The following is a 19,597-nucleotide window of genomic DNA, read 5'->3' on the forward strand; positions in this document are numbered from 1 at the left end:
CCGGTTGGCCCGGCGCCCGAAAAGAGGCTCATCCCCTCTTTAAAAAACACCCCTACGACACCGCAGAGGCCCCTTTCGGGACCGCTACGACACCCTATTCGGCGGGGGTGTCTTCGCTCTTGTCGATCACGGGGTGACCGTGATCGGGGTCATCATTCATCTTGTGCATCGCCACCACGACCCCCGAAAGCGCGAGAATCGCAATCAGGTTCGGGAAGGCCATCGACGCATTCGCAATGTCCCCAAACAACCAGAGGGCATCGGTGTTTGTGATAATCGCGCCCCCGAAAACGACGATGACCCAGAAGTATCTGAATGGATGGGTCGCCCATTCCCCGATGAGGAAGGTAATCGCCTGCTCACCATAATAGGACCAGCCGATAATCGTCGTAAATGCGAAGAAAAACAGGGCAATGGTCACAATCCACTCACCGCCCGGAAGGGCCTCGCCATAGGCCCGCGCGGTGATCCCGGAAGACTCCGCATCGGTCTCATAGACATAGCGAACATCGTTCAGAACCGTCGCATCTGTTGCCGAGGCCAGCGCCTTGTCGAAATAGGCCTGCTCGTCCGCTGCAGTGGCATCGGCTGGCAGGTCTTTGGACAGGTCCAATCCAGCCCTCCGGCACGCGGTCAGGAAGGCTGCCGCATCCGTGCCACGCTCGGCAATCATCGCCTCGCGTCCTTCTGTATAGGCCGACGGGAACAGCGTTTCGACCGAGGTATCTGCCGGCAATTCTACAAGCTCTTCCGAAACACACTGGTTCGCGGCGATGAGGCCCGGGCTGCGTGTAAAGTCGCCCGACACGGTCAGGATGACCAGAGCTGTCATCGTACAGATGACGATCGTGTCGATGAAAACACCGATCATCGCAATCTCACCTTGCTGGACCGGGTTCTTGGTCTGCGCGGCCGCATGCGCGATCGGCGCGGAGCCCTGACCAGCCTCGTTCGAAAAGAGACCGCGCGCGATACCAAATCGAACCGCCTGCATCATGCCGTAACCGGCCGCGCCGCCAACGACTTCCTGAAGACCAAAGGCTGACTTGAAGATAACCGCAAAGGCGTGCGGAATCTCGCTGGCATTGAGGATCAGCACGATCAGCGCGCAGAGCACATAGGCTGCCGCCATCAGCGGAACAACGCGGCCTGCGACCGAGCCGATTGACTTGATGCCGCCAATAATCACCGCAAAAACAAGGCCTGCGAGCACAACACCGATCCCCCAGGCAGGGATGGAGAAGCCGAAGTTTCCGCGCGAGGTTTCCATCGCGGTCTGAGCAATGGAGTTCGCCTGGATCATCGATCCGGTCGCCGCTGCAGAGAACAGCGTGCCGAGACAGAAGATCACGGCGAGCCAGGTCCATTTCTTTCCGAGGCCGTTCTTGATGTAATACATCGGGCCGCCATTGATGCGGCCATATTCGTCGGTTTCGCGGTATTTGACGGCCAGCGAGCTTTCAGCAAAGGCGAGTGCCATACCGAGCAGGGCCGTAATCCACATCCAGAAAATTGCGCCCGGGCCACCCATCGCAATCGCCGTCGCGACACCGGCAAGGTTACCTGTCCCGACCTGACCGGACAGCGCTGTCGAAAGCGCCTGCCAGGGCGTGATCGCCCCGTCTTCGCCTTGAGACTTTCGCCCCTGCCAGACTTCGGCCAATGCCGGGAAGAAGCGGCGAACGGGCCGCCCTGCCAGCCGGAACATGATGAAAAGCCCGGTTCCGAGCAGGACAATCGCCAGCGGACCAATTTCACCCGGTATAACAACAGTGTCGCCCCAGGTCCCGCCCCAGATAAATCCAGCGATATTCTCAATTAGCGTGACGACGCTTTCCATAGGCCCTCTTCCCCGGTTGCCATCGACTTGAAGGATCGCAGCCTAGAGCAGAAATTGCCTCTGTGAAGCAGTTAATCGACGAATTTACAGCTTTTGGCGCGCCATGGGCGAAAACCGTTCGCGCCAACAGAACGCCGGGCGGCAGACCTATCCGCCGAAACCCTCGCCCACGCCGAAGTCACGCCGCGCTGAAACGATGGTCACGACCACGCCAGCCAGCACATCAAGCAGCGTCATCGTGGTGATGATGAAGAAGACCGATGTCGCAAAGTTGGGCAGCAGCAGAAACTCAACCAGGCAGACGATGAACAGGATCATCGAGATCGCATGGTTCATGATGGTCGCCGTGCCGGTGCTGGTCGATTTCAGGATTTCCATGAAGAGCAGCGCAATCGTGAACAGGATCAGGATTTCACCATTGGTGACGGCCCAGTTGACCCCGGAAATCATCGGAAAGGTCACCGCCGAGCTTTGCAGCAGGTCGACCATGGGGGACGCGTTTGCCACCAGCCCATTGGCTGGCTCATCGCCTGAATAGGACAGGCCGATCAGATTATAGATCGCCACTGGAATGATCAGCAGCGGAAAAATACCGAGTAGAACGCGCATGGTTTAGCCCCCTGCAGAAATCTTGCGGGCTGAACAGGCCCTTCCGGCGATAGTGCACGCTTTGCAGTTACCACGCTATTAAGCATGGCGGACGCGGCTGCACCGGCCTTTAGATCTCGTCTGCGCCGTCCGGGTTGCGGCGGCGGCGGATCAGCCAGGTGACCCCACGCAGATCAGACAGCGCGGCCCAGAGCCGGCCGAAATTGGTGTATTTGGACTGGCCGGTCCCGCGCTCACGATGGTTCACATCCATGAACTCGACATCATGGCCATCGGCCTTGATCAGGGCTGGCATATAGCGGTGCATATGGTCGAAATAAGGAAGCGCCATATAGACATCGCGCTTGATCACCTTGATGCCACAACCGGAGTCGTCGCAGTCATCGCGCAGCATCCGGCGGCGGATCGCATTGGCGAACTTGCTACCGAAGCGCTTCCAGGCGGTATCCTTGCGGCTGCCCCGGCGGCCCATCACCATGGCGAGTTTTTCAGGCGCATCGGTTCGCGTCAGGGCACGGTAAAGGTCTGGCAAATCAGCCGGATCGTTCTGGCCATCGCCGTCGAGCGTACCAATGATGCGGCCACGGGCAGCGCGCGCGCCGGTGCGGATCGCCCGGCTCTGGCCTGCATTCTTGCGATGGCTGAGGACGCGAAGCGCAGGAAACTCAGCTTTCAGGGCGGCTAGAACGGCGCGGGTATCATCGGTCGAGGCATCGTCGACCATGATCATCTCATAGGACCGGCCATCGAGCGCGGTCGCGATCTCACGAATGAGGGCGCCAGCATTCCCGGACTCATTGTGCATCGGGACAACAACGGAAAACTCAAGCGATTCAGCCACGGCAGGCAGACCTTTCCCACTTCTCAGGAGTGCCTCTTTAAGCAATTCGCAGAAAATACAAAACACCCGAACGCCGTTCGGGCTGCGACTGCACGTGTCCTCGGTCGAAACTTCAGCTAAAGCGGAATGGAATGGCAGACACGAAAACCCTCCCGATCGACAGCCTGCTGGGTGACATCCACGCCGCGCTATCGGCGAACAAAAAGCTGGTCCTTGCCGCGCCGCCGGGCGCCGGCAAGACGTCCCGCGTGCCGCTGGCGCTTGCGGGCCTGATAGACGGGTTCGAGGCCCTGCCCGGCAAGATCGTCATGCTGGAGCCGCGCCGTCTCGCCGCGCGCATGGCCGCGGATCGGCTGGCTGACACGATAGGTGAGAAGACCGGCGGGCGGATTGGGCTTTCGACCCGTATCGACCGAAAGGTCTCATCGCGCACTGTCATCGAAGTCGTCACCGACGGCCTCTTCACCCGCCGCCTGCTCGCCGATCCAGGGCTTGAGGGCGTCGGCTGCGTAATCTTTGACGAGATTCACGAACGCAGCCTCAACGCCGATCTCGGCCTCGCCCTGGCGCTGGAATGCCAGTCTGTGCTGCGTGAGGACCTGCACATTCTGGCGATGTCCGCGACGCTGGAAACCGAAAAGGTCGCCGGAACGCTAAGCGCCCCCGTCATCGAAAGTGCAGGCCGCCAGTATCCGGTAGAGACCAAATATCTTGGCCGCACGCGCGACCGTATCGAGGACCAGATGGCCCGCGGCATTGAGCGGGCGGTGCGCGCTGAGACCGGCTCGATCCTCGCTTTCCTGCCCGGCGCCGGTGAAATCCGCCGAACGGCTGAACGCCTCTCAGGCCTGCCGGGTGATGTTGAGGTCTTCCCGCTCTACGGGGCCCTCTCGCCCAAGGCGCAGGACGAAGCGGTTCGCCCTTCAAAAGACGGGACACGCAAAATTGTTCTCGCAACCGATATCGCTGAAAGCGCGCTCACGATTGACGGGGTCCACATCGTCGTCGACTCCGGGCTTGCCCGTGTGCCGGAGTTTGATCCTGCAAGCGGGACGCAGGCCCTGCGCACAATCCGGGCCGCCCGTGCCAATGTCGACCAGCGGCGCGGGCGCGCCGGACGGCTAGGCCCCGGCGTCTGCTACCGCTTGTGGGACGAGGAAGAAACGCGCGGGCTTCCGGGCGCGCCGCAGCCTGAAATCCTCAATGCAGACCTGACCGGCCTCCTTCTTTCCCTCGCCGAATGGGGCGAGGCTGACCCGTTTCGCCTGACATGGCTGGACCCACCGCCGCGTGGACGCATTGAAGCGGCGCGCGAGATGCTGCTCGCCTATGGCGCGCTCGATGAGACGGGCGCGCTAACCCCGCATGGCAAACGAATGGCGGCCCTGCCGCTCGACCCGAAATATGCAAGCCTTGTTGCGAGCGCCGAAACCGATGGCGAGCGCGCGCTGGCCTCGCAAATCGCCGCGCTCGCCAGCGAAGCCGGGATCGGCGGCAATTCGGCCAATCTGCTCGACCGGCTGGAAGGCTTCCGGCGGGACAATAGCCCCCGCGCCAAAACACTGCGCCAACAGGCCGAGCGCTGGTCAAAAGGCGCGCGAGTCGAAGGCGACCCAGCCCGGCTGCTCGCCCGCGCCTGGCCGGGACAGGTCGCCCGCAGACGTGACGGCTCTCAGACGAGCTATCTCCTCGCCAATGGCCGCGCCGGCGAGGTGATGGCGGACACAGCGCTCGCAAAATCGCAATGGATCGTGGTCGCTGACATGGTGGGCGCCGCCGGACGCGCCCGAATTACGCTCGCCGCGCCGATCGATGAGACGCAAGTGCTTGCACTCTACCCGCCGCGAACCGAGGAGCGCGCGCATTTCGATGCCGCAACGCAGAGCTTCAAAGGGCGCCGCGTCAAAGCCATCGGCAAGATTGTGCTGTCAGAAACGCCGCTGCCCAAACCGTCCGGTGAGGCCGCGCGGGCCGCCTATAGCGAGTTTATCGAAGAAAACGGTTTTGACGCCGCCGGGATCGGCGCGCCAGTGCGCACCTTTCTGGCCCGCCTCAAAATCCTGCATGAGGCCTTTGGCGAAGACTGGCCAAAGCTCAGTCTCGAAGACCTCGCCGCCACGGTGAAAGACTGGCTACCAGCTGCGCTCGGCGGCGGCAGCTTTTCGATGCCATCGGACGGTGCGGTGACGCAGGCGCTGAAACAATCGCTCGGCTGGCCGAAGGCGCAGGAGATCGACGCGCTCGCACCGATATCCATAGACCTGCCCAGCGGGCGTCAGGCGAGCCTCGATTATCTTGATGAGAAAGCCCCGCTGATCGAGACCAAGGCACAGGAGCTTTATGGGCTGACGCGTCATCCCACAATTGCCGACGGGCGCGTGCCCGTGACGCTGCAGCTAATTTCACCGGCCGGTCGCCCGATTGCGCTGACCCGCGACATCGCCGGGTTCTGGCGCGGCGGCTATATCGACATGGCCAAGGATATGCGCGCGCAATACCCCAAACACGACTGGCCGGACGACCCGGCGAGCGCAAAACCGCATGCGGGCATGACGAAGAAGCGGCTTAATCTCTGAGCGTCAGTTTTGGCGCTCGTCATGTCCCATAAATTCGGCGATACCGGCGCGCATTTCTTCAGAATTCTCGTAGCAAGTCTCAGACGTCGTTTCACATACCGCAAATCGATCGGCGACATATTCGAGCATCAGCACGTCGCCTTTGCGAACCTCCGCATGGAAGCGCAAATTCATCCTGCTGACAGGCCTGAACTCTGTCGACTGCCCGGACGAAATCAGGGCCGACAGCTCCGTCATCTCTTTCGACGAGGTGACGGTTTTCTTTTTGTATGCCGCGCGCTCAAGATCAGGTCGATCATAGCGGGTTCTGGTGAACACGTCCCACGGCATGAACCGGGCCTGCATAACAAGATACGTGTTTGGCGGGGTTTCTGCCGCCGCGACAGGGCCTGCAGCGAGCACACTCGTGCATAAAACCGTGCCCATAGCAGAAAAACGCCCAATCAAACGCAGCATCTCTTTGCGCCTAGTTCGGACGGTGCTCGTCGCCCCACTCCATCCCCATCGTCTTCTTCATCCAGTCGGAGAAAGTGGATGGTTTCTCGAGGTTCTTCGGGTCGAGCGTGCCGAAAGACACAATCGGGCCTTCAGCGGTTTCGAGGCGCACGCCAGAAATCTGCTGCTGCGAACCGGCCCAATTGCGATAATTGGTGCTCGGGTCGAGGATCAGCATGACTTTCTTGCCGCCGGACCCGTCAACATCCTTGCCGAAGACGAGGCCGTAGACCTTTTCACGGCCAAAGCCGCCGCTATGGGCCTGGCGTTTGCCGTCGAGCAGGACCTCGTCCCAGAGAAGGTTTCGGCGCCACTGGAGGACGTGCATCTGCTCGTCGTCGGAGATGATCTTGATATCGACCTGATGGAGGCTGACACGAACCAGTTCTGCACGCATGGGAGTTATCCTTCTCTATATTATTATTGTAAAACGATAAATCAGACTTTGTGACGGGTCAAGCACTTTGCAAGACGACAGACCGATTTAAGGTGATGCGATGGAAGACGACTTCACTTACGCGAGCGCGGGACAGCGCCTGGCCGCCTATGGCATCGATTACTGCATCATGGTGCTCTACGGCATGGCGCTGGTCAGCGTTGGCCTGGTGCTCGGCGGCGTCGTCACCGGGCCACCTGAGACACTGGCCGGCAAAGCGCTCGCCCATGCGCTCGGCTTTTTCCTGCTGACAGTCCCGACCATTCTCTATGGCGCGCTGATGGAAGCCTCATCCTGGCGCGCGACGGTCGGCAAGCGGATGATGGGGGTCTTCGTGACCTCACCAGATGGGGATACGCTGCCGCTTCGGCGCACGCTGATCCGAAACGCCATCAAGTTTGCACCATGGGAAGTCGCGCATGCCGCCATCTGGTTTGTGCCAGGCCGGCCCTTTGTTGACCCGATGCCCGCCTTCAACATTTTCTTGTGTTTCGCGGCGCTCGCCTTCTGGCTTGCCTATGTCGTCATGCTGTTCACGAAAAAGGGCCGCACAGCCTATGACCGTGCAGCCCATTCAATTGTTCAATCTTTTCCCCGCCCGGACCCGGCTACCCTGCCGGATGATGCGGGCTGATCGCGCCCGCCTAGCGGCCCGCAAGCCTCAGGAACCGGTCCCGCATATCCTTGTCGGTCTTGAAGACGCCGGTGAACTGCGTGGTGATGGTCGAGACGTTTGGATGGTGCACGCCGCGCGTTGTCATGCACTGGTGGACCGCATCGATGAGGACGGCGACACCCGCTGGCGCGAGGCTTTCGGTCAGCGCATCGCAAATCTGCGCGGTCATCGTTTCCTGCGTCTGCAGGCGCTTGGCATAGATCTCGACAACGCGGGCAATCTTGGAGATGCCGACAACAGCCTGCGTCGGCATGTAAGCGACATAGGCGGTGCCGAGGAACGGCGCCATGTGGTGCTCACAATGGCTCTCGACGTCGATCTCACGCAGCATGACCATGTCGTCATAGCCCTGCACATCATCAAAGGTGCGCGAGAGATATTTGACCGGGTCTTCGTCATAGCCCTGGAACCATTCCTTATAGGCGTTGACGACGCGCTTTGGCGTGTCGAGCAGGCCCTCACGGCGTGGGTCATCCCCCGCCCATGCCAGCAGCGTGCGCACAGCCTCTTCAGCTTCGGCCTGCGTTGGCCGCTTCACCGGCTCAAGCGCGCGATTTTCGTCTTTTGTGATGGCATCCATCGCCATGGCAAAATTCCTGTACCGAGGGACGGGGGTCGAGCCGGATTTTCTGTGAGCGCGCCCTTGCACCCCAATACCGGACTTAACGCCCGCCCGAGAGTTACCCTCAGGGCGTGTTGGCTACATAAGTGGCATACAAGAGGATTTCCAGCAAACCTCAGAGGCGGTTCACCGCGCGTCACGGTAGCGCAGGGCCCGTTGCGGCATGCGTTTCGTAGGTTTGCAGCGTGGCCGGTCTTTTAGTTTTAACCCTTCCGGCTTAAACACCCGCGCATGCAGATCAAACTCTACAATACGCTCGGCCGCGAGAAGCAGGTTTTTACCCCGCAGGATCCATCCCGCGTCACGCTTTATGTGTGCGGACCGACCGTCTATAACTACGCCCATATCGGCAATGCCCGCCCGCCGGTTGTCTTCGACGTGCTGTTCCGCCTGCTGCGCCAGACCTATGGCGAAAGCGCGGTCGTCTATGCCCGCAACATCACCGATGTCGAGGACAAGATCATTGCCCGCTCGTTGCAGGACGGCACGCCGATCCCTGAGATCACGCGCACCTATGCCGATATCTACAATGCGGACATCGCCTCACTGAATGTCCTGCCGCCAACGATTGAGCCTTGGGCGACCCAGCACATCGACGGCATGATCGCGATTACACGCCAGCTGATCTCCAAGGGCTATGCCTATACCGCCCCGTCCGGCGTCTTCTTCGACGTCGAGCAGATGGATGATTACGGCAAGCTGTCTGGCCGCAAGCTGGAAGACAATGAAGCCGGCGCGCGCGTCGCAGTCTCGGACGAAAAGCGCAATCCGGCTGACTTCGCGCTCTGGAAGTTTGCAAAGCCGGGTGAGCCGGATGACGCCATCTGGGACAGCCCATGGGGCCGTGGCCGCCCGGGCTGGCATATTGAATGCTCAGCGATGATCGCCGCCAATCTTGGCAAGACCATCGACATTCATGGCGGCGGCATCGACCTGCAATTCCCGCATCATGAGAATGAGATCGCGCAATCGGAATGCGCGCATGGCGAGCCAATGGCCCGTTACTGGATGCACAATGGCTTTCTCGACATGGACGGCGAGAAAATGTCGAAGTCGCTCGGCAATGTGAAGCTGATCCACGATCTGATCGAGCACTGGCCCGGCGAAGTGCTGCGGTTTGCGCTCCTCTCAGGCCATTACCGTGCACCGCTCGACTGGACGCGTGACCTGCTGGAGCAGGCAAAGACAACGCTCGGCCGGATCTATGGGGCGCTCCGCCGTGTCTGGGACGCCGAAGGCGGCACTGCACGGGACAAAGCTGTGCTCGCCGCGCTCTGCGATGACCTCAACACACCCATCGCGCTGGCTGAACTTTCACGCCTTGCCTCCGAAGCCAATCAGGCCGCCGATGCCAAGGACGAAGACAAGATGGCGGCCGCCCGCGCTGACCTGCTCGCGGCAGGCGCCCTGCTCGGCCTGCTGACCAGGACCCCGGCTGAATGGGAACAGGGCGGCACGGCGGATGACAAGTCGCGTATCGACGCGCTGGTTCAGGCCCGTGTCGATGCCCGCACCAATAAGGACTGGGCCGAGGCGGACCGCATCCGCAAAGAGCTCGCCGACGAAGGTATCGAGATCATGGATGGGCCGCAGGGCTCGACCTGGCGGCGGGTCTAATCGGAGAGAACAGATGAAACGCCTGACCTGCTGCCTGATAACGCTTGCTGCGCTGGCCCTGTCGGCGTGCATGTCGAAACCGGTCGCAGCGCCGCAGGACGCAGGCGGCTTCACCATCTATCTGGTACGCCACGCTGAAAAGCAGAACGGCTCCGACCCAGCCCTCACGCCCGAGGGCGAAGCGCGCGCCGCTGTGCTCGCAGAGCGCCTTCGCGCCGCTGGCATCGAGACGATCTGGTCAAGCGACTATCGCCGTACAAACCAAACCGCCGTCCCACTCGCCGATGCGCTGGAACTCGACATCCAGATTTATGATGCAGGTGACCTTCAAAGCCTCGCCGATCAGCTCTTGAGCGATGAGAGCACCGCCCTCGTCGTTGGCCATTCCAACACAACCCCGCAACTCGCCGCACTTCTCGGCGGAGATAGCGGAACGCCGATTGATGAGGCGTCCGAATATGATCGGCTTTATGTTTTGACCGGTTTCATGGATGATGAGGTCGAGACCGACATCCAGAGGTACGGAGCCGCCTATGTCCCAGACGCATCGGACTGAGGTCAATGACATGCGCTCGCTTCTGGTGTCGCTTGGCGACCATACAGAAGGCGAGACCGTCTCGATTGAAGACCTGCTCAACGCCGTCGGGCGGCGCTCTTACGGGCCTGTGCTGCTTCTGCTGGGCTTTATCGCGGTCAGTCCGCTCTCGCTGGTGCCGGGGGCAAACTGGCTGGTCGCGCTCGTCACGCTGATCTTTGCGACCCAGATCGTTATCGGCCTAAGATTTCCCTGGCTGCCGAAGCGCGCATTGAACGTCTCGTTTCCGCGCAAATATTTGCTGTCAGGCATCAAGGCGGCCGAGCCACACGCCTATACGGTGGACCAGATTCTGAAGCCGCGTCTGACGTTTCTGACGCGTCCGCCCTTTATCAATATCGTGGCGCTGGCCTGCGTCGCGGCGGCCTTGATCACCATACCGCTCGGGCTGGTTCCGCTTGGCCCACTTTTGCCAAGTCTCACCATTCTGTTCTTCGGCCTCGCCCTGACCGCACGCGACGGATTTGTGCTGCTGCTTGCAGGCGCCAGCCTCGTCGGCGCAACATGTCTGCTGATCAAAATCCTGCCCCGCGTGATGAATTTCTTCACCTGAGAAGCAGGCCGCTCATTCACCGGAACTTGATATTTTAACGATTTGGGGCGATCTAGGCGGCATGAGCGCTGAGCTATATCATAATCGCGTGCTGGAACTGGCCGCCAATATTCCGCATGTCGGACCGCTTGAGGATGCTGATGCATCCGTCGAGAAGGTGTCGCGCGTGTGCGGCTCTGTTGTGCGTGTCGATATCCGGCTCAGCGAAGATGGCAAAACGGTTGAGGCGATTGGGGTCGACCCGAAAGCCTGCGCCCTCGGCCAGGCCGCAACGGCCATTCTCGCCGAGCATGCCGTCGGCGCGAGCGTCGATGAGATTTTTGCGGCGCGTGATGCGCTGAAAGCCATGCTGAAAGAGGGCGGCGAGCCGCCTGTCGGACGTTTTGCCGAATTGCGCCACCTTGAAGGCGTCGCTGACTATCCACCGCGCCACACGTCCACAATGCTGGCTTTCGAGGCAGCATGTGAGGCCATCGAGACCACGCGAACCATGCGGGCTACAGCGGCCTGAACGCCCCGCTGTAGCCAGATGTCGGCATTTATCGCAGCCCTATCGGGTTGTGAGCCGCACCCCGCGCGTCTAGAACCGCTTTCACCAGAACAATAACCGGAAACCGGTATGCCCGCCCTTCGCAGGAAAGCCGCTTATGCGGCCCTAAAGGCCTACAAGATGACATTGTCCCCCGCCTTTCAGGTGTTTGGGGCGCACTGCCGTCATGTGCCGACCTGTAGCGAGTATTGCGCTGAATGCGTGTCCCGGCACGGCATGTGGACAGGAGGCTGGATGACCCTCGCCCGCCTGTCACGCTGTCGGCCCGGAGGCTCATCAGGTTTCGATCCGGCCCCGGAGAAAGCAAATCCTTCACCTTTCTGGGCTCCATGGAGAGCTGGAGACTGGTCTCTGGGCGAGAGAAAATTTCCCGGCAACCAGCCAGAATGAATTTGAAAAGCAAGACTCATGATTAATGTAACGCTTCCCGATGGATCGGTGCGACAATACGAAGACGGCGCGAGCGCGTCCGATGTTGCCATGTCGATCTCTCCCGGCCTGCACAAGGCGGCCCTCGCCGCCAAGGTGGACGGGGAAATGTATGATTTGAACCGGCCGCTACCCGGCGATGTGCAAGTTGCCATCGTAACGGCACGTGACCAGGACGGCCTCGAGCTTCTGCGCCATGACGCGGCACACGTGCTCGCTCAGGCCGTTCAGGAACTCTATCCAGATACGCAGGTCACGATCGGCCCTGTGATCGATGACGGCTTCTATTACGACTTTGCCCGCGAGAAGCCTTTCTCGACGGAAGACTTTGAGCGCATCGAGGACAAGATGCGTGAGATCGTCGACAAGGACTATCCGATCATCCGCGAGGTCTGGTCAAAGGAAGAGGCCATCAAGACGTTCAAGGAGATCGGCGAGGACTATAAGGCGCAGATCATCGACGACATCATCCCGCCGGGCGAGGAAATCTCGGTCTACAAGCAAGGCGACTGGTTCGACCTCTGCCGTGGGCCGCACCTGCCATCGACGGGCAAACTGCCCAAGGCCTTCAAGCTGATGAAGCTTGCCGGGGCCTATTGGCGCGGCGATCATCGCAACGAGATGCTGCAACGCATGTACGGCACGGCCTGGGCGAATGAGAAAGACCTCAAGGCCCATCTCGTCCGTCTCGAAGAGGCCGAAAAGCGCGACCACCGCAAGCTTGGCCGTGAGCTCGACCTCTTCCACCTCGATGGCATGGCCGCCGCCGGGTCTGTCTTCTGGCACGCCAAGGGCTACACGATCTGGCGTCAGATCGAATCCTATATGCGCCGCCAGCTCGACGCTGAAGGCTATGACGAGATCAAGACACCGCAGCTGATGGACTCGGTCCAGTGGGAGAAATCCGGTCACTGGGGCAAGTATCGCGAGAACATGTTCATCGTCCCTGACTTCATCCCCGAGGGTGAAGAGGGCGTTGAAATCTCCGTGCCTGAAGACGCCAAGCTGATGGCATTGAAACCGATGAACTGCCCGGCCCATGTCGAGGTGTTCAAGCAGGGACAGAAATCCTATCGCGACCTGCCCTTGCGGCTGGCCGAGTTTGGCTGCTGTCACCGCAATGAGCCGCACGGCGCCATTCATGGCATCATGCGGGTGCGCCAGTTCACGCAGGATGATGCGCACATCTTCTGCCGCGAAGACCAGATCGTCGAGGAATCGATCAAGTTCTGCCGCCTTCTGGAAAGCGTCTATCGCGATTTCGGCTTTGAAGAGATCGCGGTGAAGCTCTCGACGCGTCCTGATGTTCGCGCCGGCAGCGACGAGACGTGGGACCGGGCCGAAAAAGGCCTGAAGGACGCCGTCGATGCGGCAGGGCTTCCTTGTGAAATCCTGCCGGGCGAAGGCGCGTTCTATGGACCGAAGCTCGAATTCCAGCTGACGGATGCCATCGGCCGTGTCTGGCAATGCGGAACGTTGCAACTCGACTATGTGCTGCCGGAGCGGCTCGGTGCCGAATACGCAGCATCGGATGGCTCAAAACAGCGCCCCGTCATGTTGCACCGGGCGATCCTCGGCTCCATGGAGCGGTTTATCGGCATCCTGATCGAGGAATTTGCCGGTGCGTTCCCGATGTGGCTCGCGCCTGTGCAGGTCATCGTCGCGACGATCACGTCCGAAGCCGACGACTATGCCGACAAGGCGGCCGAGACGCTTCGGGCGGCTGGTCTCCGGGTCGAAGTCGACAAGCGCAATGAGAAGATCAACTACAAGGTCCGCGAGCATTCGCTTCAGAAAGTGCCCGTGATTGCCGTTGTCGGCGAACGGGAGGCCGCCGAAGGCACGCTTGCGCTTCGCCGGTTCGGCTCGAAAGGCCAGCAAATCCTGGGCCTCAGCGAAACGGCCGCCCAACTCGCCGATGAGGCGACGGCGCCAGACCTGAAACGGGCGAAGGCCTGATATGACAGAGCGCCGCGGCATTAGTTATGCGACCATACTGGCCGCGGCGTTCATCTTATGGCTGCCGGTGGCGCTCTTCGGCACGCAAGGCTACTCCAGCCTTGTCGGGTTAACCGCCATCGCAGCAGCCTTCTATGTGCGTTGGACGCGTTTCAATCTGCTGGTGATCGCCCTCGCCGCGCTCGCGGTCTGGGCGGCGACCAGCAGCATCTGGTCGGCGGTGTCCCAGTCGGTTCTTGTCGGAAATCTTTCCGAAGGCACCTTCAACATGGAGGCGGCTGGTCTCAGGATCGTACTGACCCTGTTTGCGTCTGTCCTGACCTTTGCCGCAGCCTTGCGGATAAAGCCCGGACGGTATCGAATCTCCCTCACAATCATCGGGGTCATGCTGGCCGTGCATGGCGCCGGCACCTTCGCCATGGCCCTGCTGCCGGAGGGCGCACTTGATCTCTATGCCCCCTTCAGCGACCGCACGACGGAAGCGCCGCTGAATATTCTGCGAAGTGCAAATGCATTCCTGTTGGGGCTTCCCATTTTGCTCGGGCTTTTGATGATGATCGGCGGGCGCGCGCGCTGGCCCATCGCAGCTGCGCTTCTGGTGGCCTCGCTAGTCGCGTTCTCCCTGCTCGGATCGGATGTCTCAGTGCTGGGCATTGTGCTGATCAGTGCGGCGCTGATCGTCACCACACTATTTGCCCGTTCCGGCTTCAAGCTTCTGCTGATTGCCATCTCGATTTTCATTCTGGCCTCCCCTCTCATTCTGGGCGTCGGCGGCGGCGCGCTGGCGAAAGCCGGATTGCCTCTTCCAACCTCGTTCCAGTCACGGCTCTGGGCCTGGCAACTCACCACAGAGAAAGTCGCCGAACGCCCCATTCTCGGGCACGGCATCGAGGCCTCGAAAGGGTGGCGCGAAACCTTTGGCGACCACCCTGACCTCTTAAAGCAGATCGTCGCTGACACCGGCATCAACGATGGACGCTGGGAGTATTACCGTATCCTGCCCGGCCACCCGCATAATATGGGTCTGCAATTGTGGGCGGAGACAGGGCTCATCGGCGTCTCACTTGCCGTGCTGTGCCTTCTGCTCATAGCCTGGAAATTACCGCCACCCGAGCGTTTGCCACTCGCCAGCCGGGTCGCCGCTGCCGCGCTGATCGGCGCGAGCTTTGCTCTGTTCAGCCTGTCCTATAGCGTCTGGAACGAGGCGTTCTGGGCCACGATAGGCATCGCCGCAGCCGGAATCGTCCTCATCCATCGCGCCAGTCAGCCCCGATGACAGAGCCCGTCACAACCGCACTCGTGGTGACTTACCATACCGGGCCACGCCTGCATGAGTGCCTGCACGCGCTGGATGGTGACCCCGCCGTCAGTTTCATCCGCATCGTCAACAATGGAAATCCCCCTGAGGAGTCCGCCTGGCTGCAAGCCTTTGCAGATGCGCGTGAGACCGTCACGCTGCTGGACGAAGTTGGAAATATCGGCTTTGGCCGCGCGGTGAATTTTGCGTCGGAGCGCGCCCCGGACGGCAATCTGCTCATCATCAATCCTGATGCTGTGCTGAAGCGCGGCTCCGTCGAGAAGATGATCAAGGCCGCGAGCGCGCTGCCCGCGCCATGGATTGTGGGCGGCAAGATTTTCGATAAATGGGGCGTGGAGAACCGGGGGCCACGGCGCCGGAAACTCACCCTGTTTCGCGCCCTGACGACATATGCGGGCTGGAACACCTGGACGCTCGAGGCCACGCCAGCGCCGCGCGAACCGGTGCCGATGGATGTCGTGTCAGGCGCGCTGATGCTCACCGACACAAAGAGCTTCGCACTGCTTAAAGGCTTCGACGAGCGCTATTTCATGCATGTTGAGGATGTTGATATCTGCCGCCGCGCGGGCGAGGCCGGTGGCTGTGTCATGTACGTTCCGGATGCAGGGGCGCTCCACTATGGCGCCACCTCTGACGCGCCGTCGAAAACGGTTGCTGCGTATAAGGGGGACAGCCTTGCCCACTATTTCAGGAAGTTCGCTTCCAATCCGGCTGAGAGGCTGCTGGCCGAACTGATCACGCCGATCATCACGGCCATTCTTGTGTCTCGGGCGAAAGATCAGGGCTGAAAATCTGTGGGCGGTGGGGGAACACCTTCGGAGGGTTCCGCGCGACTTACGAGTGACGAGACATCCGGCGCAAATTCGCGCCAGTCATATTCAGTCAATTTGAACGCCCACCCCTGAGCCTTGTCATTGATCGTCCGCGCGCGGCGGGCCCCCTCACCAGCCTCCACGGCTCTCAAGGTTGCCCAATAACCATCTTCCTCGCGCCAGGCCCGCAAGTCGATTTCGAGGCCATCGAAGGTTCCCGAGATGTGGCGAGCGACGGGGCGGCCTGAGAGGTCACTTTCTGCTTTGACGTCAACAGGCATGAACCGCGAGATCGCAAGTGCCGAGGTCGACACCGCAAGAGAGCTCCGGATTTCGTCATTCTGGAATGGCGGCGCAGGCGTGAAGCTTCTGGCGCTCCCGCCCGGAGGCCGCGTGAGATAAATGGAATCGCCGGATGCGTCGGTCATGCGGACCGCCGAAATACTGGACGCATCGATATTGATGATGTCGAGATCGAGCCAGGCCTCATGGGTATAGAGCGGCGGCAGTTCCCCATTGACCTGAAACGCAATATTCTCCCGGGGCGCCCGCGCATAGAGCTGGTCGCCGCGGCGGCCTGTAATCATCTCGGCAGTCTTGGCCCCATCGCTGGCGAACACCTCGACCAGAACTCCATTGCCCCCCTCTGTCGGATCACCGAGGCCAAGCCGGCTGAGCCTGTTCGGGTCTGACGTGCGCCGTGCGCCCCATGTCAGGGTTTCGAGACCTTCGGCGAGTGTGTTCAACCGATCCATCCGCACCGGATATCCGCCTGTTTCTTCCATCACCCATTGCTCCCCGCGCCGCTCCAGCGTGTAGCTTTCATCGGCCATGGTGATCTTGATGCGCCCGGTATCTGCGCGAACGGCTGAAAAATTCTTCAGGACCGGGCTGCCGGTTCTCGGGCTGACATCGCTTTGCGCCGGCCGGAACAGAACCAACAGCAGAAGCGCCACCCAGAGCCCGGCTGCAACGAGCGACAGGCGTCTGATGACATGCATGCGGCGATTATCCAGCCTCACACTCATGACGGGCCTACCTTGCGGCGCCGCCACCAGACAAACAGGCCAATCAGGCCGATCAGAATGGCGCCGCCAAATATGTTGATGAATTTCAGCCAGCCTTCGAGCGCATCGATCTCACGCCGGAAATCGCGCTCGATTGACCGCAATCTTGAGCGCGTTTCGACGATGTCAGTCCTCAGCTCGGCAAGCTCGGACCGCTCTTCATCAGTCAGCGTCGCTTCCAGATCACCTTCAAAAAAGCCATCCGTTGATCCGATCTGCTGCAGCTCCTGCAAGCGCGCCTGCGCCTCGGCCAGACGGTTTTCAAGCTGTGCCTGTTCGCCAAAGAAGCGCGCCTGCGCTTCGTCGCGCATGGCTTCCACACGCGACATCGGCCGGCGGCTGGACGCTCTCGCGCGCAGGCTGAGAAGGTTTGCATCGCCGGACATGACGTCGAGGGCGTTCATCAGCAGGGCGCCATTGTCGGCGAAGGCCGTGGCTGACTCCAGATCAACATAAAGGCCGTCATCCACCATATCAGCGTCTGACAGGATGAGGATCTCAGCGTCGCGTTCACTGGAGGCGATATGCGGCTGCGCGGTTTGCGCCGAGGCCCGCACAAGCTCTGCCAGAACCGGATCATCCGGCACGGCTGGCGGCGGGGCGCCATCAGGGAAGGCGGAAACGAGTGCCCCATGCAGGCGCACTGCGAGCGGTTTTTCGCCCTCGACCGGTTCATAAAGCGCGAGCGTGTCCTGGACGGACAAATCCTTCACCGCCTCTTCAGCCGGGATCCAGGACGGTGCCTCGCCGGTATGGATCAGCACTTCGACATCAAAGGGCGACGCCTCGTCGATCTCCAACGCCCCGGGCGCGCCAAAATTGACAGTCCGTGAAAGTTCTGCGGTGATCAGGCTATCACGCGACATCATGGCAGGCGGCGCCGCCAGATAGAGCGGGTGGCGGACGACATTCGTACGCCCTTCGCCAACAGGCGCCTGAATCGGCAACGCGCTTTCAGTATCAGCGACGGCCTCCTCTGAGAGGTGCACGCCCCACACATCGCCGAACCGGCCCAGGTCAGAGCGTATCTGCCGCTCGCGCAGTCCGCCAAACTCACTGCCGGGTGCAGTCTTGGCCGCCGGATCGACCAGAATAATTGCCCTGCCCTTGCGCAGGAGAAACTGGTCAATCAGCCAGGTCTGCCAGTCATCGAGGTCCGGCGGATGGACCATCAGCAAGACGTCCATATCCTCCGGCAGGGCATAGAAGTCTTCATCGATCTGCGTGATGTTGAAGCTCTTGGCCGCTTCCTGAAGGAAGGAATAGCCCGCGCCCTGACCGTCGCCCTGCATGCCTTGCAGCGTGCTCAGAATTCCGACGGTCGGTGGCTCTGGCCGGTCAAGACGCGCGATGAGACGGGTAAGGTCATATTCCAGCGTTTCTTCCTGCTCCGGCGCCAGAAAGGGAATGACGCGTTGATCGTCGATCGTGTTGCGACCGATAATCCCAAAATAGAGCGGGTCCTCACCATTCGTATCGACCGCGACGATGCCAGCGGCGACCGCTTCATCCTCAGCTTCAGAGAATGGCAGCGGATCGATCTCGCGCACGCGGAGATTAGCGCCCGCTTCGGCCCGATACGCCTGCAGCAGCTCTCTCACGCGGGTCGCATAGGCGCGGACAGCTGGATATTCCTGACCGACGCGGCGGGTGTAAACGAAGGTCAGATCCACCGGCTCTTGCAGATTTTGCAGCGCCGATACCGTCCCATCAGACAAGGTGTAGAGACTGGCCTCGGTAAAATCGGCCCGGGCCCCGCGCAATAGCGGCTGTATGATGAGCGTGGCGGCGATGAAAATCGCCAGCAGCAGCGCGGTCGCAACCGGAAGGAAACTACGCGGGCTCATCGCATCGCCCCGCGTCGCTGCGACACCCAGATCACATTCAGCGCAAGACAGAGCGCCACAAAACCGATGAAGAACAGCACCGAGCGTACTTCAAGAACGCCGCGCTCAGCTGTCTCAAAATGCGTGAGGAAGGAGAACTGGGCCGCAAGGTCGCCGACCCCGGCTCCGAGCGCGCCCGAAATCGCACCGAGCACCATCGGCCAACCTGCTGCCGTGAACACAAAGGCCACCACAACGCCGATGACATAAGACAGCACCTGACTGCTCAGCAGCGAAGAAATGGCCGCGCCAATCGCAAGATAGGCCCCCGCCATCAGCGCGCTCATCAGATAGGTCAGCAGAATGGCGGAGTTATCCGGAGCGCCGAGATAATTGACCGTCATCCACATTGGGGTCGTCAGGGCGAGGGCCAGTAAGGCCACCGTCCAGGCGGCCAAGAGCTTGCCGATGGCGAGCCCGGTAATGGTGATCGGCAAGGACATCAGCAATTCGGTTGTGCCAGCCGCGCTTTCATCAGACCAGAGCCGCATCGACAGCGCCGGCAGAAAGATCATGAACAGCCAGGGATGCCAGTAGAAGAAGGGCTGAAGGTCAGCGACGCCCGTATCGAAGAACCGCGAGGCTTCCCAGGTGAAAAAGCCAAGAAGCATGAGGAATATGGCGATGAACACATAGGCGAGCGGCGTCGCGAAATAGGCCCTCAGCTCACGGATGTAGCTCGCCCGCAGCCCGGTCATCGTATCCTTCATCCAACC

19 protein-coding genes are annotated in these 19,597 nt (G+C 60.9%); 10 read left to right on the forward strand and 9 right to left on the reverse strand.

Translation table 11 applies throughout. The features are described 5' to 3' along the window. Window positions 1-94: 94 nt before the first annotated feature. The 3 genes from B8783_RS13085 to B8783_RS13095 all read right to left on the reverse strand — a co-directional run bounded on the left by B8783_RS13085 (window position 95) and on the right by B8783_RS13095 (window position 3,290). A complete protein-coding gene (locus B8783_RS13085) occupies window positions 95-1,840 on the reverse strand; it encodes an alanine/glycine:cation symporter family protein (protein WP_084420548.1) in 1,746 nt (581 codons plus the stop codon). Window positions 1,841-1,987: 147 nt separating this feature from the next. Continuing rightward, entirely contained in the window at window positions 1,988-2,449 is a 462-nt protein-coding gene (locus B8783_RS13090) for a hypothetical protein (RefSeq protein WP_084420549.1), read from the reverse strand. A 109-nt stretch (window positions 2,450-2,558) separates the two neighbouring features. Beyond that, entirely contained in the window at window positions 2,559-3,290 is a 732-nt protein-coding gene (locus B8783_RS13095) for a glycosyltransferase family 2 protein (RefSeq protein WP_084420550.1), read from the reverse strand. A 131-nt stretch (window positions 3,291-3,421) separates the two neighbouring features. Here B8783_RS13095 and hrpB point away from each other — a divergent pair, with 131 nt between their 5' ends. Then, window positions 3,422-5,866 carry an ATP-dependent helicase HrpB gene (gene hrpB / locus B8783_RS13100; protein WP_084420551.1) on the forward strand — a complete coding sequence of 815 codons (2,445 nt, stop codon included), beginning with the start codon at window positions 3,422-3,424 and terminating at the stop codon, window positions 5,864-5,866. Window positions 5,867-5,869: 3 nt separating this feature from the next. On the opposite strand, the gene B8783_RS13105 is transcribed toward hrpB, so the two are convergent. Together B8783_RS13105 and B8783_RS13110 are read right to left on the reverse strand one after the other, a co-directional pair. Next, the gene (locus B8783_RS13105; protein WP_139792367.1) at window positions 5,870-6,322 is read right to left on the reverse strand and encodes a hypothetical protein; all 453 of its coding nucleotides are present in this window, start codon (window positions 6,320-6,322) and stop codon (window positions 5,870-5,872) included. 10 nt (window positions 6,323-6,332) lie between these two features. Continuing rightward, entirely contained in the window at window positions 6,333-6,758 is a 426-nt protein-coding gene (locus tag B8783_RS13110) for a hypothetical protein (RefSeq protein WP_084420553.1), read from the reverse strand. A 100-nt stretch (window positions 6,759-6,858) separates the two neighbouring features. On the opposite strand from B8783_RS13110, the gene B8783_RS13115 reads away from it, so the two are divergent. Further along, entirely contained in the window at window positions 6,859-7,431 is a 573-nt protein-coding gene (locus B8783_RS13115) for an RDD family protein (RefSeq protein WP_084420554.1), read from the forward strand. 10 nt (window positions 7,432-7,441) lie between these two features. Here B8783_RS13115 and folE read toward each other — a convergent pair whose 3' ends face one another. Beyond that, window positions 7,442-8,053 (reverse strand): GTP cyclohydrolase I FolE, encoded by a 612-nt coding sequence (gene folE / locus B8783_RS13120; protein ID WP_084422099.1) that lies wholly within the window; start codon window positions 8,051-8,053, stop codon window positions 7,442-7,444. A gap of 273 nt (window positions 8,054-8,326) precedes the next feature. On the opposite strand from folE, the gene cysS reads away from it, so the two are divergent. The 8 genes from cysS to B8783_RS13160 all read left to right on the forward strand — a co-directional run bounded on the left by cysS (window position 8,327) and on the right by B8783_RS13160 (window position 15,904). After that, entirely contained in the window at window positions 8,327-9,712 is a 1,386-nt protein-coding gene (gene cysS, locus B8783_RS13125; protein WP_084420555.1) for a cysteine--tRNA ligase, read from the forward strand. Between the two features lie 13 nt (window positions 9,713-9,725). Continuing rightward, a complete protein-coding gene (locus B8783_RS13130) occupies window positions 9,726-10,268 on the forward strand; it encodes a SixA phosphatase family protein (protein ID WP_169711794.1) in 543 nt (180 codons plus the stop codon). Continuing rightward, window positions 10,246-10,860, forward strand: a complete 615-nt coding sequence (locus tag B8783_RS13135; protein WP_084420557.1) for an exopolysaccharide biosynthesis protein — start codon at window positions 10,246-10,248, stop codon at window positions 10,858-10,860. Before B8783_RS13130 ends, B8783_RS13135 begins: the two co-directional genes overlap by 23 nt. 61 nt (window positions 10,861-10,921) lie before the next feature. Continuing rightward, window positions 10,922-11,371 carry an iron-sulfur cluster assembly scaffold protein gene (locus B8783_RS13140; protein ID WP_084420558.1) on the forward strand — a complete coding sequence of 150 codons (450 nt, stop codon included), beginning with the start codon at window positions 10,922-10,924 and terminating at the stop codon, window positions 11,369-11,371. A 108-nt stretch (window positions 11,372-11,479) separates the two neighbouring features. Then, entirely contained in the window at window positions 11,480-11,800 is a 321-nt protein-coding gene (gene yidD, locus B8783_RS13145; protein ID WP_084420559.1) for a membrane protein insertion efficiency factor YidD, read from the forward strand. Window positions 11,801-11,818: 18 nt separating this feature from the next. After that, entirely contained in the window at window positions 11,819-13,798 is a 1,980-nt protein-coding gene (gene thrS / locus B8783_RS13150; RefSeq protein ID WP_084420560.1) for a threonine--tRNA ligase, read from the forward strand. A 1-nt stretch (window position 13,799) separates the two neighbouring features. Further along, complete coding sequence (locus B8783_RS13155; protein WP_084420561.1) at window positions 13,800-15,074, forward strand: O-antigen ligase family protein; 1,275 nt, start codon at window positions 13,800-13,802, stop codon at window positions 15,072-15,074. Then, window positions 15,071-15,904, forward strand: coding sequence for a glycosyltransferase family 2 protein (locus B8783_RS13160; RefSeq protein WP_084420562.1), 834 nt, complete (start codon window positions 15,071-15,073; stop codon window positions 15,902-15,904). Before B8783_RS13155 ends, B8783_RS13160 begins: the two co-directional genes overlap by 4 nt. Here the strand turns inward: B8783_RS13160 and B8783_RS13165 are convergent. From B8783_RS13165 to B8783_RS13175, 3 genes are read right to left on the reverse strand one after another with little or no spacing between them, the layout of a single operon-like run. After that, a complete protein-coding gene (locus B8783_RS13165) occupies window positions 15,895-16,956 on the reverse strand; it encodes a DUF4340 domain-containing protein (RefSeq protein WP_084420563.1) in 1,062 nt (353 codons plus the stop codon). The two genes, B8783_RS13160 and B8783_RS13165, sit on opposite strands and share 10 nt — an antisense overlap. After that, the gene (locus B8783_RS13170) at window positions 16,953-18,842 is read right to left on the reverse strand and encodes a Gldg family protein (RefSeq protein ID WP_084420564.1); all 1,890 of its coding nucleotides are present in this window, start codon (window positions 18,840-18,842) and stop codon (window positions 16,953-16,955) included. Before B8783_RS13170 ends, B8783_RS13165 begins: the two co-directional genes overlap by 4 nt. Further along, window positions 18,839-19,591: an ABC transporter permease subunit gene (locus B8783_RS13175; protein WP_233355786.1), complete on the reverse strand. Its 753-nt coding sequence runs from the start codon at window positions 19,589-19,591 to the stop codon at window positions 18,839-18,841. Before B8783_RS13175 ends, B8783_RS13170 begins: the two co-directional genes overlap by 4 nt. Between the last annotated feature and the right edge of the window lie 6 nt (window positions 19,592-19,597).

This window comes from Henriciella litoralis, assembly GCF_002088935.1.
GTDB classification, from domain to species: Bacteria; Pseudomonadota; Alphaproteobacteria; order Caulobacterales; family Hyphomonadaceae; genus Henriciella; species Henriciella litoralis.